13 protein-coding genes are annotated in these 14,452 nt (G+C 68.7%); 6 read left to right on the forward strand and 7 right to left on the reverse strand.

The genetic code is table 11. The features are described 5' to 3' along the window. Positions 1–115 precede the first annotated feature (115 nt). Positions 116–1,045, forward strand: a complete 930-nt coding sequence (locus tag QSJ95_RS23245) for a chemotaxis protein CheV (protein ID WP_058490681.1) — start codon at positions 116–118, stop codon at positions 1,043–1,045. Between the two features lie 596 nt (positions 1,046–1,641). Here QSJ95_RS23245 and mdtI read toward each other — a convergent pair. Both mdtI and QSJ95_RS23255 read right to left on the reverse strand, forming a co-directional pair. Beyond that, positions 1,642–1,971: a multidrug/spermidine efflux SMR transporter subunit MdtI gene (gene mdtI, locus QSJ95_RS23250; RefSeq protein WP_009623555.1), complete on the reverse strand. Its 330-nt coding sequence runs from the start codon at positions 1,969–1,971 to the stop codon at positions 1,642–1,644. Continuing rightward, positions 1,965–2,324, reverse strand: a complete 360-nt coding sequence (locus tag QSJ95_RS23255; protein WP_281687241.1) for an SMR family transporter — start codon at positions 2,322–2,324, stop codon at positions 1,965–1,967. Before QSJ95_RS23255 ends, mdtI begins: the two co-directional genes overlap by 7 nt. Positions 2,325–2,795: 471 nt before the next feature. On the opposite strand from QSJ95_RS23255, the gene QSJ95_RS23260 reads away from it, so the two are divergent. Beyond that, a complete protein-coding gene (locus QSJ95_RS23260; RefSeq protein WP_267853164.1) occupies positions 2,796–3,254 on the forward strand; it encodes an Xre family toxin-antitoxin system antitoxin in 459 nt (152 codons plus the stop codon). Then, positions 3,254–3,721 (forward strand): RES family NAD+ phosphorylase, encoded by a 468-nt coding sequence (locus QSJ95_RS23265; RefSeq protein ID WP_267853163.1) that lies wholly within the window; start codon positions 3,254–3,256, stop codon positions 3,719–3,721. Before QSJ95_RS23260 ends, QSJ95_RS23265 begins: the two co-directional genes overlap by 1 nt. Before the next feature lie 18 nt (positions 3,722–3,739). On the opposite strand, the gene QSJ95_RS23270 is transcribed toward QSJ95_RS23265, so the two are convergent. From QSJ95_RS23270 to bla, 3 genes are all read right to left on the reverse strand, one after another. Then, positions 3,740–3,994 carry a Txe/YoeB family addiction module toxin gene (locus tag QSJ95_RS23270; RefSeq protein ID WP_043270910.1) on the reverse strand — a complete coding sequence of 85 codons (255 nt, stop codon included), beginning with the start codon at positions 3,992–3,994 and terminating at the stop codon, positions 3,740–3,742. 28 nt (positions 3,995–4,022) lie between these two features. After that, positions 4,023–4,295, reverse strand: a complete 273-nt coding sequence (locus QSJ95_RS23275) for a type II toxin-antitoxin system Phd/YefM family antitoxin (protein WP_043270908.1) — start codon at positions 4,293–4,295, stop codon at positions 4,023–4,025. Between the two features lie 143 nt (positions 4,296–4,438). Beyond that, positions 4,439–5,314 (reverse strand): class A beta-lactamase, encoded by an 876-nt coding sequence (gene bla / locus QSJ95_RS23280; protein ID WP_285645576.1) that lies wholly within the window; start codon positions 5,312–5,314, stop codon positions 4,439–4,441. A 267-nt stretch (positions 5,315–5,581) separates the two neighbouring features. Between bla and egtB the strand changes: the two genes are divergently transcribed. Next, positions 5,582–7,699 (forward strand): ergothioneine biosynthesis protein EgtB, encoded by a 2,118-nt coding sequence (gene egtB / locus QSJ95_RS23285; protein WP_285645577.1) that lies wholly within the window; start codon positions 5,582–5,584, stop codon positions 7,697–7,699. Here egtB and QSJ95_RS23290 read toward each other — a convergent pair. Further along, positions 7,696–8,181, reverse strand: coding sequence for a GFA family protein (locus tag QSJ95_RS23290; protein ID WP_009623540.1), 486 nt, complete (start codon positions 8,179–8,181; stop codon positions 7,696–7,698). The genes egtB and QSJ95_RS23290 overlap by 4 nt on opposite strands. A gap of 153 nt (positions 8,182–8,334) precedes the next feature. On the opposite strand from QSJ95_RS23290, the gene fabF reads away from it, so the two are divergent. Then, positions 8,335–9,612, forward strand: a complete 1,278-nt coding sequence (gene fabF / locus QSJ95_RS23295) for a beta-ketoacyl-ACP synthase II (protein ID WP_285645580.1) — start codon at positions 8,335–8,337, stop codon at positions 9,610–9,612. A gap of 85 nt (positions 9,613–9,697) precedes the next feature. Continuing rightward, positions 9,698–11,632, forward strand: coding sequence for a UvrD-helicase domain-containing protein (locus QSJ95_RS23300; protein ID WP_285645581.1), 1,935 nt, complete (start codon positions 9,698–9,700; stop codon positions 11,630–11,632). Positions 11,633–11,849: 217 nt separating this feature from the next. Here the strand turns inward: QSJ95_RS23300 and QSJ95_RS23305 are convergent, their stop codons facing one another. Next, complete coding sequence (locus tag QSJ95_RS23305; RefSeq protein ID WP_285645583.1) at positions 11,850–14,282, reverse strand: DUF3772 domain-containing protein; 2,433 nt, start codon at positions 14,280–14,282, stop codon at positions 11,850–11,852. Positions 14,283–14,452: the final 170 nt, after the last annotated feature.

A 14,452-nucleotide genomic window follows, 5' to 3' on the forward strand; every position in this document is an offset into this window, starting at 1 on the left:
GCCGGGGCTGGCCCGGGACGGGCTTCTGAGGCATGATGGCGTTGCGCCAGTATTTCGTCGCCGGAATTCTGGCCGATACAGCGACACGCTATTCATCCCGATTTCAGGAGCCCCCATGGCCGGCATTCTCGACAGCGTCGATCAACGCACCCGACTGGTGGGGCAGAACCGCCTGGAGATCCTGGTGTTCCGCCTGGCCGGCCGGCAGCAGTTCGCGATCAACGTGTTCAAGGTCCAGGAGGTGCTGCAGCTGCCGCGCCTGACGCTGATCCCGCAGCGCCACCCGATGATCTGCGGGGTGATCAACCTGCGCGGCCAGACCCTGCCGGTGATCGACCTGTCCCACGCCATCGGCATGCGCCCGCTGCGCCCCGAGGAACGCAGCACCATCATCGTCACCGAGTACAACCGCTCGGTGCAGGCCTTCCTGGTCGGCGGCGTGGAGCGCATCCTCAACCTCAACTGGGAGGCGGTGCAGCCGCCGCCCGGCGGGGCCGGGCGCCAGCACTACCTGACCGCCATCACCCGCATCGACGAGCGCCTGGTGGAAATCATCGACGTGGAGAAGGTGTTGGCCGAGATCGTGCCGATGAACACCCGCGTCTCCGCCGAGCGCCTGGACGACGACCTGCTGGCGCAGACCAGCGGTCGCGAGGTGCTGGTGGTGGACGACTCCAGCGTCGCCGTCAACCAGCTGCGCGACACCCTCGGCCAGCTTGGCCTGAAGCTGCACGTGGCCACCGACGGCCTGCGCGCGCTGCGCCAGCTGCAGGCCTGGGCCAATGCCGGCGAGGACATGGACGAGAAGCTGCTGATGGTCTTCACCGACGCCGAGATGCCGGAGATGGACGGCTACCGCCTGACCACCGAGATCCGCAACGACCCGCGCCTGGCCGGGCTCTACGTGGTGCTGCACACCTCGCTGTCGGGCAGCTTCAACGATGCCATGGTGCGCAAGGTGGGTTGCGACGACTTCCTCTCCAAGTTCCAGCCGGACCTGCTGGTGGACGTGATCCGCCGGCGCCTGGAGAGGCTGCCGGCCTGAGCCGTGACCGCCCGGCACGGCTGGGTGGTTCGGCGTCAACCTGTCTTGCGGGTCGCGCCGAGGTGCTCTTCGTAGGATGGGTTGAGCCTGCGAAACCCATGCTGCCACGGTGATGGGTATCGCTTCGCTCAACCCATCCTACGGTGAAATACCATGCCTCCCGTGTAGAGCGGGCCCTGCCCGCGATTTCGCGCGCAGGGCGCGCTCCTACAGGGGAATGGCGCGGGTGGGGCGGCGTAGGAGCGGACCTTGTCCGCGATAGCCGGACATATCGGCGCGATTCGCGGATGAGATCCGCTACAGGTTGCCCATACGCCGTGCCCCTGTAGGAGCGCGCCCTGCGCGCGATTTCGCAGGCAGGGCCTGCTCCTACAGGTTTCCGTGAGGCACGTAGTTCAACCGTAAGCGGACCTTATCCGCGATAGCCGGCCATCCCGGCGCGATTCGCGGATGAGATCCGCTACAGGTCGCCCATACGCCGTGCCCTTGTAGGAGCGCGCCCTGCGCGCGAAATCGCGGGCAGGGCCCGCTCCCACAGGTATCCGTCACTCCCAAACGAAAACGGGGCGCCAATGCGGCGCCCCGTTGTCGTTTCCTCAGGCCAGCTTCAGCAGCGCCATCCCCGCCACCAGCAAGCCCAACCCGAGCCAGCCACGCCACACCAGGCGCTGGCCGAACAGGGCCCAGCCCATGGCCACGGTGGCGAGGATGCCGAAGCCGCCCCACACCGCATAGGCCACCGACAGCTCGATGTCCTTCACCGCCTGCGCCAGGGCCGAGAAGGCGCCCAGCACGCAGAGGATCGAGGTGACGCCCAGGGCGCGCCTGCGGAAGCCGTCGGAGTACTTCAGCAGCAGGTTGGCGATCACTTCCAACACGATCGCCAGGCCCAGCCAGGCGAATGGAACCCAATCGAGGCTCAGCATGCGACGGCCTCCTCTGCGGACGGCTCGCGCTTGCTGCGGGTGCCGGACTTCACCAGCAGGATGCCGGCGATCATCACGGCCAGGCCCAGGACCTTCTCCGGGGCCAGGTTCTCGCCCAGCCAGGCGACGCTGACCAGGGTGATGAGGACGATGCCGATGCCCTCCCAGAGGGCATAGGCCACGCCCACCGGCACGCGCTTGATGGCCAGCGACAGGAAGTAGTACGACAGGCCGACCATGGCGTACATCAGCAGGTGGCCATAGAACGGGGCCAGGGCGGTGGTGAGTTTCATCGAAGTGGTGCCGACCACTTCGAAACCGATGGCGGCGAACAGATAGATCCAGGAACGCATGAGCGAGCCCTCCCTTGGGCAAGCCGCTACCTCCACGTTTGCACGTGCGGCCAGGCGGAAAGTCGGAGCGGGGGAGGTGACGCAGGGCGAGCGTTAGGCTCGGGTACATCGTCACCAAAGACGTGACTTCGAGGGAGGGCGCTAGAGATCGCCGGTCCAGTGGCGCTCGCGGGAGACCAGGCGGGAAGTGAAGAGGGTTTGAATCGTGATGTTCAACATAATGAACACTATATTGCCTGAACTTAGGAGGATTGGCAAATCGATAGGCTCAAGCAATGAGTAGATGGCGCAGGAATTCATTATTTTCTTGTGATGAGGCCCAGGCAGGAAGTCTTCTGTTCAAGATGGGTGTGCAATATTTTGTTCATCGTGCTGTGCGCCCACCTGCTCCCGGCATCCTGGCTGGGCAAAACCGCCAGAAGAGAGTAGCCTTCATTTGACGGTTTATTTTTCATCATTTGAGGAGGTCGCATGTTGGCCATCAAGACGGAAGATCGTCGTCGCAGCGACTCGCCGTCCCCGGTGTTCTGGCATCTGGTGCACGACCATGCCAGCCTCACCGAGGCCCAGCGGCTGCAGCACATCCGCCACGGCTTGAGCTGGCGCTGGGTCGAATCGGTGCGCGATACCTTCCGCATCAGCGGCCCCGGCTTCGTCGAGCTGTTCAACATCTCCCTGTCCACCTACGAGCGCAAGAAGAAGGCCGACCAGGCGCTGGACCTGGTCACCTCGGAGCGCCTCGACCGTCTGGCCTCGGTGGCCGTGCTGGCCGAACAGGTGTTCGAAGACAAGGACTCCGCGGCCCAGTGGCTGGCGCGCCCCAACCAGGCCCTTGGCGGCCAGACGCCGCTGAGCCTCTGCGACACCGAGATAGGCTCCAACCAGGTACGCCGCGTGCTGCACGCGCTGGAGTGGGGCGGGGCCGCCTGATGCGGGCCTGGCGCGTCGCCAAGGCGGCCCGGGCCGGCGACCTGAGCGGCCAGGGCGCGGCCATCCTCGGCGGGCGCTGGAATCATCGTGACGTACCGGTCGTCTACCTGGGCCTGACGCCGGCCATCTGCTGCCTGGAAACCTTCGTGCACGCCAGCGGCCGGCCGACCTTCCCGATGAAGATCACCGCCTTCCGGCTCCCGGAAGGCGACGACCTCTACCTCAAGCCCGATCCCCGGGACCTGCCCGAGGGCTGGAACAGCCTGCCGGCGGACCGCCCGAGCAGGGACTACGGCACCCGCTGGCTGCGGGCCGGCGAACAGCTCGGCCTGATAGTGCCCTCGGCGGTGCTGCCGCTGGAATGGAACCTCCTGCTCAACCCGCGGCACCCGGCGATGAGCCTGGTGCGGGTCGAGGACAGCTACGATTTCATGTATGACGAGCGGATGTTCCAGGCGCGTGCTTGAGCCGTCGGAGAAGGCGAGTCAGCCGTCGTAGTGGTAGCGGCATTGCACGATGAAGAGTTGGCCGTCTTCGAACAGGTAGACCAGCCGGTGTTCGCGGGTTATGCGGCGGGACCAGAGCCCGCTGAGATTACCCTTCAGCGCTTCGGGCTTGCCGGTGCCGCTGAAGGGGGTACGCAGGCATTCGCCGATGAGTCGGTCCAGGGTTGCGGATATCTTCGGATCCTGGCCCTTCCAGTATTGGTAGTCATCCCAGCCGTGATCGGTGAAAGCCACTGAGACCGTCTTTCGGGCGCCGGCCTTGTTACGTTTCTTCTGCGTCGTCACTGAGGCTCAATTCCCTTGGCACGCTCTTGCCGACTCGTAACTGCTCGATGGATTCATGCAGCCGTTGTGCGTTGGCCGAGGACTGCAGCAGGTACATGGTCTCGCGCATGCCGTTGTAGTCCTCCAGCGAAAGCAGAACCACAGGTTCGCCTCTTTGCCGGGTGATGACAGTCGGCTCATGATCGCGGCATACGTCATCCATGGCCTGTTTCAGGCTGGCTCGCGCTTGGCTGAATGTCAGAATTTGCATGGCGGGTACCTCCTGGCGAAGCCAGGGCTGATTGAATCTTCCGACGGGAATGGATTGCGGATGGCTGATCCTGTGCTGGACGAGAGGATTGTACAGAACGTTGTACTTTGATCAAGCGCAGCCATTGCTAGTGTTGCTGCGTTCTATGGCTGCTCCACCAACCCCGCCGCCAGCCGCCCAACCTCCGCCAGCAGCGCATCGCGCTTTTCCGCCGGGGCCGGGCTGCCGGTGAGGTAGGCCGCCACCAGGATCGGCGCGCGGCCCGGCGGCCGGAGGATGGCCACGTCGTTGCTGGTGCCGCGCTCGCCGGTGCCGGTCTTGTCGCCGACTTTCCAGCCCGTTGGCAGGCCGGCGCGGATGCGCTTGTCGCCGGTCTTGTTGGCCGCCAGCCAGGCGTTCAGCTGGTCGCGCGAGGCGGCTTGCAGGACGTCGCCCAGCAGCAGGCGCTGCAGGGTGGCGACCATCGCCCGTGGGGTGCTGGTGTCGCGCGGGTCGCCCGGGAGGGCCTGGTTGAGGGTGGGCTCGTTGCGGTCCAGGCGGCTGACGCCGTCGCCGGTGCTGCGCAGCCAGTCGGTCAGCCCGGTGGGGCCGCCCAGGCTGGCCAGCAACAGGTTGGCGGCACCGTTGTCGCTCAGGGTGATCGCCGCCTCGCAGAGTTCGGCGACGCTCATGCCCGGCTGGCCGACGTGGCGCTCGCTGACCGGCGAATATTCCACCAAGTCCGCCTGGCCGTAGACGATGCGCCGCGCCAACTGCTCCTCGCCGCGGTCCACGCGGGCTAGGATGCAGGCGGCGAGCAGCAGCTTGAAGGTGCTGCACAGCGGGAAGCGCTCGTCCTCGCGCAGGCCGAAGCAGCGGCCGTCGCCGGTGTCGAGCACGGCCACGCCCAGGCGCCCGCCGCTGTCGCGTTCCAGTTGCTGCAGGCGCTCCAGCGTGGATTCCGCCCGCGCGGTGCCGGCGAGCAGGCCGGCCAGGGGCGCCAGGAGCATGGCGCGGTTGATCTGTCTTCTGCTGAACATGCTGCCTCCTTGTCGAAGCGCGACTATCGGCCAGCCGGGCGGGTGGGGCAAGCGGGCACGCCCATCGGTTTTTCCCGGCCGGCGCGGCGAGCGCTTCTACCCTGAAAAGGTGCGGCCCCGGCGACACTTCGTTGCAACCTTTGACCGGGGCCGCGGCTCGAACCCGATGAGTGCGACGCAGCGGTGCCTTCCACCCGGAGAAGGTCAGCCTCGAGAACGAATGGCCGCCTGCGTTCCGAACCCGCCCACGGAAAAGGGGACCACCCCATGTCCAGCAAGGCCCCATCCCTGCTCGATGCCTACCGCCAGGTGCGGCGGCACAGCGAGGAACTGATCGCCCCCCTCGGCGCCGAGGACGCGGTCGCCCAGTCGATGCCCGACGCCAGCCCGGCCAAGTGGCACATCGCGCACACCACCTGGTTCTTCGAGACCTTCCTGCTCAAGCCGCGGCTGGCCGGCTACGCCGAGTTCGATGCCAGCTTCGGCTACCTGTTCAATTCCTACTACGAGGCTCTGGGCGCTCGCCAGCCGCGGCCGCAGCGGGGGATGCTGACGCGGCCGCCGCTGCACCGGGTGCTCGACTACCGGCTGCACGTCGACGAGCACATGCAGGCGCTGCTGGACGGGGAACCCGACGCCGAGCTGGAAGCCCTGGTGCGCCTGGGCCTGGCCCACGAGGAGCAGCACCAGGAACTGCTGCTGATGGACATCCTCCACCTGTTCAGCCTGTCGCCGCTGGCGCCGGCCTATGGCGACGGGTATGCGCCCCCGGCCTGCGGGCCGCAGCGCTTCCTGGCGATCCAGGGCGGGCTGCTGGGCATCGGCCATGACGGCCAGGGTTTCGCCTTCGACAACGAGGCGCCGGCGCACCGCTGTTTCCTGGCGCCCTTCGAGATCGCCAAGTCGCTGGTGAGCAATGGCCAGTGGCTGGCGTTCATCGAGGATGGCGGTTATCGGCGCGCGGAATTCTGGCTGTCCGACGGCTGGGCGAAGGTCCAGGAGGAGGGCTGGGAAGCGCCGCTGTACTGGCGACGGCAGGACGACGGCTGGCACGAGTTCGGCCTGGCCGGCCTGCGCCCGCTGGACCTGGACGCGCCGGTGCTGCACGTCAGCTACTACGAGGCCAGCGCCTACGCCAACTGGGCCGGCGCGCGCCTGCCCACCGAAATGGAATGGGAAGTGGCCGCCCGCGACGGCCGCCTGCGCCAGCTCTACGACGCCGCCTGGCAGTGGACGCAGAGCGCCTATGCGGCGTACCCGGGCTTCCGTCCCGGCGCCGGGGCGGTGGGCGAGTACAACGGCAAGTTCATGGTCAGCCAGATGGTCCTGCGCGGCGGCGCCTGCATCACCCCGGCCGGGCATTCGCGACCCAGCTACCGCAACTTCTTCCACCCCGAGAAGCGCTGGATGTTCGCCGGCCTGCGCCTGGCCCGCGACCTGCCCGAACAGGCCGCGCTGGACCCGCGCGCCCGCGAGTTGGCCGAGGATCTGGAGGCGGGCTTCTCGCTGCAGCCGCGGCAGCTATCGCCCAAGTACTTCTACGATGCCGCCGGCTCCGAGCTGTTCGAGGCCATCTGCCGCACCCGCGAGTACTACCCCACGCGCAGCGAGACCGCGTTGCTCAAGCGCATCGCCCCGGCCCTCGCCGAGCGCATCCCGGCCGATTGCACCCTGGTGGAGTTCGGCAGCGGCGCCAGCGAGAAGACCTGCCTGCTGCTGGATGCGGCGCCGCAGATCCGCCGCTACGTGCCCATCGACATTAGCCCGGCGGCCCTGGACAAGGCCGCCGCGCGCCTGCAGCGCGACTACCCGGCGCTGCGCGTCGAGCCCCTGTGCGCCGACTTCACCCGCCTGGAGGCGCTGCCCCCGGCGCTGGCCGACGGCCCGCGGCTGGGCTTCTTCCCCGGCTCCACCATCGGCAACTTCGCCCCGGAACAGGCCCTGGCCTTCCTCCAGGGCGCCCACGAACTGCTGGGGCCGGGGGCGAGCTTCATCGTCGGGGTCGACCTGCGCAAGGACGTGGAAGTGCTGGAGGCCGCCTACAACGATGCCGAGGGCGTGACCGCGCGCTTCAACCTCAACCTGCTGCAGCGCATCAACCGTGAGCTGGACGCCGACTTCCAGCTCGACCAGTTCGACCACCTGGCCTTCTGGAACGCCGAGCACAGCCGCATCGAGATGCACCTGGTCAGCCGCGTCGAGCAGCGCGTGCGCATCGCCGGCATGGAGTACCTGTTCCGCGCCGGCGAGCGCCTGCACACGGAGAACTCCTACAAGTACGCCATCGACGACTTCCGCACGCTGGCCGAGCGCGGCGGCTGGCTGGTGCGCGAGCACTGGAGCAGCGCCGAGCCGGCCTTCGCGGTGTTCCGCCTGCAGGCCTAGCGCTCCAGCCCCAGGCGCCGGTGCCAGTCGGCGATGGATTCCTCCGGGTAGCCGTCGAAGTACAGGTCGCGCGGGTGCTTTTCCACCTCCACCCAGGGGGCCTTGGAGTCCAGCAGCAGGTGGGTGTGTTCCGGCGGCACCGGCAATGGGGTGTCGATGGCCGAGGCGAAGGGGTGGATCAGTTCCGGCCATTCCGGGCTGAACAGCCACAGGGCGCTGCCGCATTCGCCGCAGAAGTTGCGCTCGGCAGTGCTGGTGCGGGTGCGCTGGCCGGGCTCGCGCAGCTTGGCGTGGTAGACGCGCAGGTGCTTGCGCCCGCGCACCTTGAGGCTGGCGGCGTCGCCGCCGAGGTTGATGGCGTAGCCCCCGCCGCCCTGGGTCTTGCGGCAGATCGAGCAGTAGCAGCGCTGGTAGGGGTATGGGTGAGCGCTCTCCAGGCTGAAGGTCACGGCGCCGCAATGGCAGGAACCTTCCAGTCGCATGGCTGATCTCCTCTGTAGGGATACGGGACCCGGGCAAGGGTGGTCGATCGCGTCCCGCCGCGCCGGGCGCGACGACGGATGGTCGGCTACCCGGGATGTTATAGGTTGATCGTAATTCAATGATGGCAAAGCCATCCCCATGCAGGTGAAATCATGGCCGTACAACGCATCGTGGTAACCGGGACCGGGGTGGTCAGCCCCCTCGGATGTGGCACCGAGAAGGCCTGGCAGCGCCTGCTGCAGGGGCGCTCCGGCATCGTCCGGCTGGCCGACGAATTCGTCCGCGACCTGCCCTGCGAGGTGGGCGGCCCGGTGCCGGACCTCGCCGCGGACGCCGAGGCCGGCTTCGATGCCGAGCGCGCCGCGCCGGCCAAGGAGCAGAAGAAGATGCACCGCTTCATCCTCTTCGCCCTGGCCGCCGCCGAGGAGGCCCTGGCCCAGGCCGGCTGGGCGCCCCGGGACGAACGCGGGCAGACGCGCACGGCCACGGTGATCGGCTCGGGCATCGGCGGCTTCAGCGCCATCGCCGACGCCGTGCGCACCACCGACGGGCGCGGGCCGCGGCGCCTGTCGCCGTTCACCATCCCGTCGTTCCTGGTCAACCTGGCGGCCGGCCACGTGTCCATCCGCCATGGTTTCAAGGGGCCGATCGGCGCGCCGGTGACCGCCTGCGCCGCCAGCGTGCAGGCCATCGGCGATGCCGCGCGGATGATCCGCGCCGGCGAGGCGGACGTCGCCCTGTGCGGTGGCGCCGAGGCCTCCATCGACCGCGTCGCCCTGGGCGGCTTCGCCGCGGCGCGGGCGCTGTCCAGCGGCTTCAACGACCGGCCGCAGCAGGCCTCGCGGCCCTTCGACCGCCAGCGCGACGGCTTCGTCATGGGCGAGGGCGCCGGGCTGCTGGTGATCGAGTCGCTGGAACATGCCCTGGCCCGCGGCGCGCAGCCGCTGGCCGAAGTGGTCGGCTACGGCACCAGCGCCGATGCCTACCACCTGACCGCCGGCCCCGAGGACGGCAGCGGCGCGCGCCGGGCCATGCAACTGGCCATCGCCCAGGCCGGCATCGACCCGGCGTCGATCGGCCACCTGAACGCCCACGCCACGTCCACGCCGGTGGGCGACAAGGGCGAGCTGGCGGCCATCCGCGCGGTATTCGGCGATACCGGCTCGGTGGCGGTGAGCGCCACCAAGTCCGCCACCGGCCACCTGCTGGGCGCGGCCGGCGGGCTGGAGGCGATCTTCACCCTGCTGGCCCTGCGCGACCAGTTGGCCCCGGCGACCCTCAACCTCGACGAGCCGGACGAAACCGCCACCGGCATCGACCTGGTGCGTGGCGCGCCTCGGGCGCTGCAGACGGAATACGCGCTGTCCAACGGCTTCGGCTTCGGCGGCGTCAACGCCAGCGTGCTGTTGCGCCGCTGGACCGGCGCCTGAGGCGAACGCAAGGCGCCCGGCGCTGTCGGATCGTCACTGAAACCCCTTATCATTCAGCGACATCCTCCAGGGCCGGAGCCTTCCGATGCTGTCTGCCGTAAGGCGCTACAAACTGCTGCTGTCCGAATCCCTGGCGCGGTATTTCCCGCGCACCACCGCTTATCTGCGCGAGCAGAACGAGGCCGCCCAGCCGCCAACGGCGAAGAAGCCGCGCGCCACGGCGCGGAAGAAGGACGGCGCCGTGGCCAAGCCCCGCGCGCCGCGCAAACCCAAGGCCGAGGCGGGCGAGAAACCTTCGGCGAAGCCCGCGGCGGAAGGCCCCGCCGGCATCTACCCGGCGCGCGCCCTGGCGGTGCGCCCGGAGCAGGTCGAGGCGATGCGCGAGCGGGTGCGCCAGGCGGTCAGCGCCGGCGTGGTCAGCCCGCCGTCGGACGAGCAGTGGGCGATGATCCTCTGCCGCCAGCCGCTGGCGCGCATCTTCGCCGGCGCAGGCTCGGGCAAATCCACCACCCTGGTGCTGCGCCTGGTGTTCATGCTCTGCCACCTGGGGATCGAGGCCGACAAGGTCACGGTGATCTCCTTCACCAACGCCTCCTGCGCGCAGTTGCGCGAACAGCTGGTGCGTGTGCTCGCCTTCTGGCAGTACCCCTTCGACATGGCCCGCGCCCGTGAATGCGTGCGCACCTTCCACTCGGCCATGGGCGTGCAGGCCCGCGAGCTGCTGGGCAAGCAGCGCTGGTTCGAGCAACTGGAGGAGCGCAACCCCGACGAGCCGGACAACCCCCTCACCGGTGGCCGCCTGCGCCCGGCGCAGCAGCGCCTGCTGCTGGAGGCCTACGAGGAATGCTACGCGGTCAACGGCGCCTTCCGCGCCAAGGTGCACCGCCTGCTGGGCCTGGAGAAGCCGGAGGAAGTGCCGGGCCCGGCGCCGGTCCAGCCGTTCCGCCTGCCCGGCGAGTTCGTCGAGGCGCCGCTGGTGGAAGTCTTCCACACCCAGGCTGGCTTCATGGAGAGCCTTGGCCTGCGCCCGCAGGACCTGAAGGTGGCCGAGCTGGACTGCTCGACCCGCGAGAAAATCTTCCTCGAAGCCCTGGCCATCTACTGGAGCTTCTTCCTGGCCCTGCTCAAGCGCCAGCGCCTGACCACCTTCAACGCCGCCTTCCAGCAGCTCACCAAGCGCTTTGCCGAAGGCGATGCCAAGCTCGAAGCGGCCGAGCCGATGACGCACCTGCTGATCGACGAGTTCCAGGACATCTCGCCGCAGATCGTCCTCTGGCTGCAGGCCCTGCACCGCTTCCTGGCGCGCAGCGGCAAGGCGCCGAGCCTGATGGCCATCGGCGACGACTGGCAGTCGATCTACGGCTGGCGCGGCAGCTCACCGGAGCTGTTCATGGACTTCGACAAGCATTTCCCCAGCAAGGGCCGTAGCCGCCAGAGCACGGTGCTGCTGCTGGAGACCAACTACCGCAGCATCGAGCCGGTGATCCGCGATGCCGAGTCGGTGCTGGCCGAGGTGAACTTCAAGCAGGCCAAGACCTGCCGCGCCTTCAAGCCTATGCAGCCGGGCGACCACGGCGTGCGCGTGGAAACCCGCTTCGACCTGGCCCGCGACCTGCCCAGGCTGGTGGCCGACATCCGCGCCCAGTGCGAGCACGTGGCCCAGCGCGGCAGCCGCGAGAGCACCGCGGTGATGCTGCTGAGCCGGCGCAACGAGCCGCTGCAGCAGATCCAGGCGCAGCTCGACGCCAAGCTGCCGGTGAAGGCCATGAGCATCCACCGCGCCAAGGGCCTGCAGGCGGAGGTGGCGATCATCATCGACGACTGCGCGCCGCCGGAGCGCCATCCGTTGCGCAACGTGCTGTATGCGCACAGTGGGTTCTTCCGCAACAGCTATGACCAGGCGATGCAGGATGAGAGCTTGCGATTGGCCTATGTGGCCGTGACGCGCGGGGTGAGCCGGGTGTTCTGGTATTCGCGCAAGGCGCAGGGAGCGGCGGCGGTGTTGGCGAGGAAGGGCTAGAGGACGCTCTGGCTTTTCGTAGGAGCGAGCTTGCTCGCGAACGGATGTTCGCCGGAGATTCCGCTGCGTCGGTTGAGTCCGTTCCCTCTCCCTAACCCTCTCCCTGAAGGGAGAGGGGACTGGTTCTGAGCGGCTATATGTCCCGCGTCATCCTGATAGCCAGGTGTTGCCGGCGAGCGCCATCGCTTCACTTCACACCGAACGGCTCCCTCTCCCTTCAGGGAGAGGGCTGGGGAGAGGGGCTCTCAGGCTTTGGCTTTTCACCCGAAGCAGCATCCTCCACCAACCTTCCATCACTCCCCACCAACCGCAAACTCCTTGGCGCCACCAGGCTGATGCCTTCCTCGCGCAACCTGCCGAAGATGGTGAACAGCAGATCGCTCCGGGCGCTGGAGACCCCCCGCGGGCTGCTGACGCTGCCGCTGGCCGCCAGCGTCAGGCCCTGCTCGGTGAGCTGGGTGAAGCTCACCGAGGGCCTGGGGGTTTCCAGGATCGCCGGGTGTTCGGCGTAGGCCGCCAGCAGCAGTTCGCGGACCTTGTGCACGTCGGTGTCCAGCGGCAGCGTGAGGCTGATGCCGACGCTGCCCAGGGCTCCGCCCATGGTCACGTTGCGTACGTTCTGGGTGATCAGTTGCGAGTTGGGCACTATCACCGTGGAGTTGTCCGACTGCTGGATTTCCGTGGCGCGCACGTTGATCCGGCGGATGTCGCCCTCCACGCCGCCGAGGCTGACCCAGTCGCCGACCTTCACCGGGCGCTCGGTGAGCAGGATCAGGCCGCTGATGAAGTTCTGCACGATGGCCTGCAGGCCGAAGCCGATGCCCACCGACAGGGCGCTGACCACCCAGGTCAGGCTGGTCAGGTTGATGCGCAGGGCCGAGAGCGTCAGCAGGCCGAGCAGGACGAAGCCGAGGTAGCCGACCAGGGTCACCAGCGAGGCGCGCATGCCGGCGTCCATGCTGGTTTCCGGCAGCAGCCGCTCGGCCAGCCAGCGCTTGAGCAGGCGCAGGGCGAACAGCCCGCCGAGCAGGGTGAGCAGGGCCAGCAGGATGTCCTGCGGGACGATGTTCAGGTTGCCCAGGGCCTGGCCGCCCTGGGCCAGGCGCTCGACGCCGGCGAGCAGTTCGTCGGGGGTGCTGGCGGTGGGCGAGAGCATCACCATCAGCGTCATCAGCACCAGCAGGGTGCGGCCCACCCCGGACAGCAGGGTGGCGGCCTGGGCCTGGTGCTGCGACGACAGGCCGAGGGCGCGGGCGAGGGTCTTGCCGCTGGCCTGGCGCGGTGACAGCAGGGTGTCGCAGAGGTCGCCGAAGAAGGCCGTGATCAGGTAGCCGGTCGCCGCCACGGCGCTGATCCACAGCAGCTTGGTGGCCAGGTAGAAGGCCAGCGACAGGTAGCCGCTGAGCAGCGCCAGGACGATCAGCAGCACCACCAGCAGGGCGATGAGGTGGATCACCCCGGCCAGCGCCGGGCGCGGGTGTTCCTCGTCCTCCTCGTCGCTGCGGCGCAGGCGCAGCAGGGCGATGCCGAAGAGCACGGCGATCAGCAGCGCGGTGAGGCCGTTGACCGCCACGGTCAGCGCCAGGCTGGCGCCGATGGCGCTGTTGATGCGGTCCTGGGCGCCGAGCAGCATGGCCACTAGCGCCAGCAGCCCGGGGAAGTGGGCCACCGCCCTGGCGGCAGTGTCCGGGATCGGCAGCAGGCGCCAGGAGGGCCGGCTGACCATCAGCAGGGCGCGGCCCAGGCCGGTGATGAAGGCGCTGAACACCGCCAGGGTGACCATCTGCCCGGCCAGGCTGGCCAGGCCGTTGTCGAGGCCCTCGTTCCAGTCCAGGCCCTGGTGGACCAGCGCGGCGGCGCCGCCGAAGGTGACCACGCTGGCCAGGGCGATGGCCAGGGCCAGGCTGCTGCGGCGCAGGCGGCCCTCGGGGATGAAGTGGCTGGCCAGGTAGCCGGCGAACCTTTCCAGCAGGCGCCGGCCCGGTATCCACAGCAGTGCGGCGGCGACCAGGCAGGCCAGCAGCGGCAGGCGCGCACCATGCCAGGTGTCCTCCAGGCTGGCGGTGAGCTTGTCGCCCAGGTTGCGCAGGCGCGCCAGGTCGTCCTCGGTGGGGCGCGTCAGGGTGGACCAGAAGACGGGGCTGAAGGGCGGCGCGGAGCGGGTGGCGATCTGCGAGTTGAACAGGCTGCGGCGCAGGTTGACGATCTGCGCGGCCAGGTCCTGGGCCGAGCGCAGGATCTGCGCGGCCTGGGTGGCCTGGGCCTGCAGTTCGGCCTTCTGCTGGTTCAGCTCGGTGCGCTGCAGTGCCAGAGCGGCGGCCTCGCCCGCGACCGGCGGGCCGAGCACGTTGAGCTGGTCGGACAGGCGGTCGAGGCGGGCCTGCAGCTCGTCGCCGCGCTCACCCGCCATCCTCTGCACCTCCAGGGTGGCCAGGCGCAGGCGCGCCAGCTCGTCGTCGCCGACCTGCTCGGAGACGCCCTGGCGGATGCTTTCCAGGCGCTCGGCCAGGGTTGGCAGGCCGGCGTCGTCGGCCAGCGTCGGCAACTCGTCGGCGGGCAGGCCCGGGGCCGGCGCGGCCAGGGCCCAGCCGGCGCAGAACAGGTTCAGGATCAACAGGCAACGGAGCAGGATCTTGCGGTCCCCCGACATCTCTTCTTCCTTCGCCAGGTGCATGCCGTTCGACCGATGGGGCCGGCAGCCATTCCCCAGAGCATAGCGAGCCGGCGTGGATACGCAGGTTCGCTGTAGTAAAGGGCCATAAATGTTGGCCATATCTATCCCCTTTTGGCCGCCGCCACCGTTCAGCCGAGGCCGCCCGA

Source organism: Pseudomonas sp. NBRC 100443 (assembly GCF_030268185.1).
GTDB lineage: Bacteria > Pseudomonadota > Gammaproteobacteria > Pseudomonadales > Pseudomonadaceae > Pseudomonas > Pseudomonas citronellolis.

Coding starts and splice junctions, on each gene's coding strand:
- QSJ95_RS23245 (WP_058490681.1), top strand. CDS start 116: ATGGCCGGCATTCTCGACAGCGTCGATCAACGCACCCGACTGGTGGGG.
- mdtI (WP_009623555.1), bottom strand. CDS start 1,971: ATGCTGAGCCTCGATTGGGTTCCATTCGCCTGGCTGGGCCTGGCGATC.
- QSJ95_RS23255 (WP_281687241.1), bottom strand. CDS start 2,324: ATGCGTTCCTGGATCTATCTGTTCGCCGCCATCGGTTTCGAAGTGGTC.
- QSJ95_RS23260 (WP_267853164.1), top strand. CDS start 2,796: ATGTTGGCCATCAAGACGGAAGATCGTCGTCGCAGCGACTCGCCGTCC.
- QSJ95_RS23265 (WP_267853163.1), top strand. CDS start 3,254: ATGCGGGCCTGGCGCGTCGCCAAGGCGGCCCGGGCCGGCGACCTGAGC.
- QSJ95_RS23275 (WP_043270908.1), bottom strand. CDS start 4,295: ATGCAAATTCTGACATTCAGCCAAGCGCGAGCCAGCCTGAAACAGGCC.
- bla (WP_285645576.1), bottom strand. CDS start 5,314: ATGTTCAGCAGAAGACAGATCAACCGCGCCATGCTCCTGGCGCCCCTG.
- egtB (WP_285645577.1), top strand. CDS start 5,582: ATGTCCAGCAAGGCCCCATCCCTGCTCGATGCCTACCGCCAGGTGCGG.
- QSJ95_RS23290 (WP_009623540.1), bottom strand. CDS start 8,181: ATGCGACTGGAAGGTTCCTGCCATTGCGGCGCCGTGACCTTCAGCCTG.
- fabF (WP_285645580.1), top strand. CDS start 8,335: ATGGCCGTACAACGCATCGTGGTAACCGGGACCGGGGTGGTCAGCCCC.
- QSJ95_RS23300 (WP_285645581.1), top strand. CDS start 9,698: ATGCTGTCTGCCGTAAGGCGCTACAAACTGCTGCTGTCCGAATCCCTG.
- QSJ95_RS23305 (WP_285645583.1), bottom strand. CDS start 14,282: ATGTCGGGGGACCGCAAGATCCTGCTCCGTTGCCTGTTGATCCTGAAC.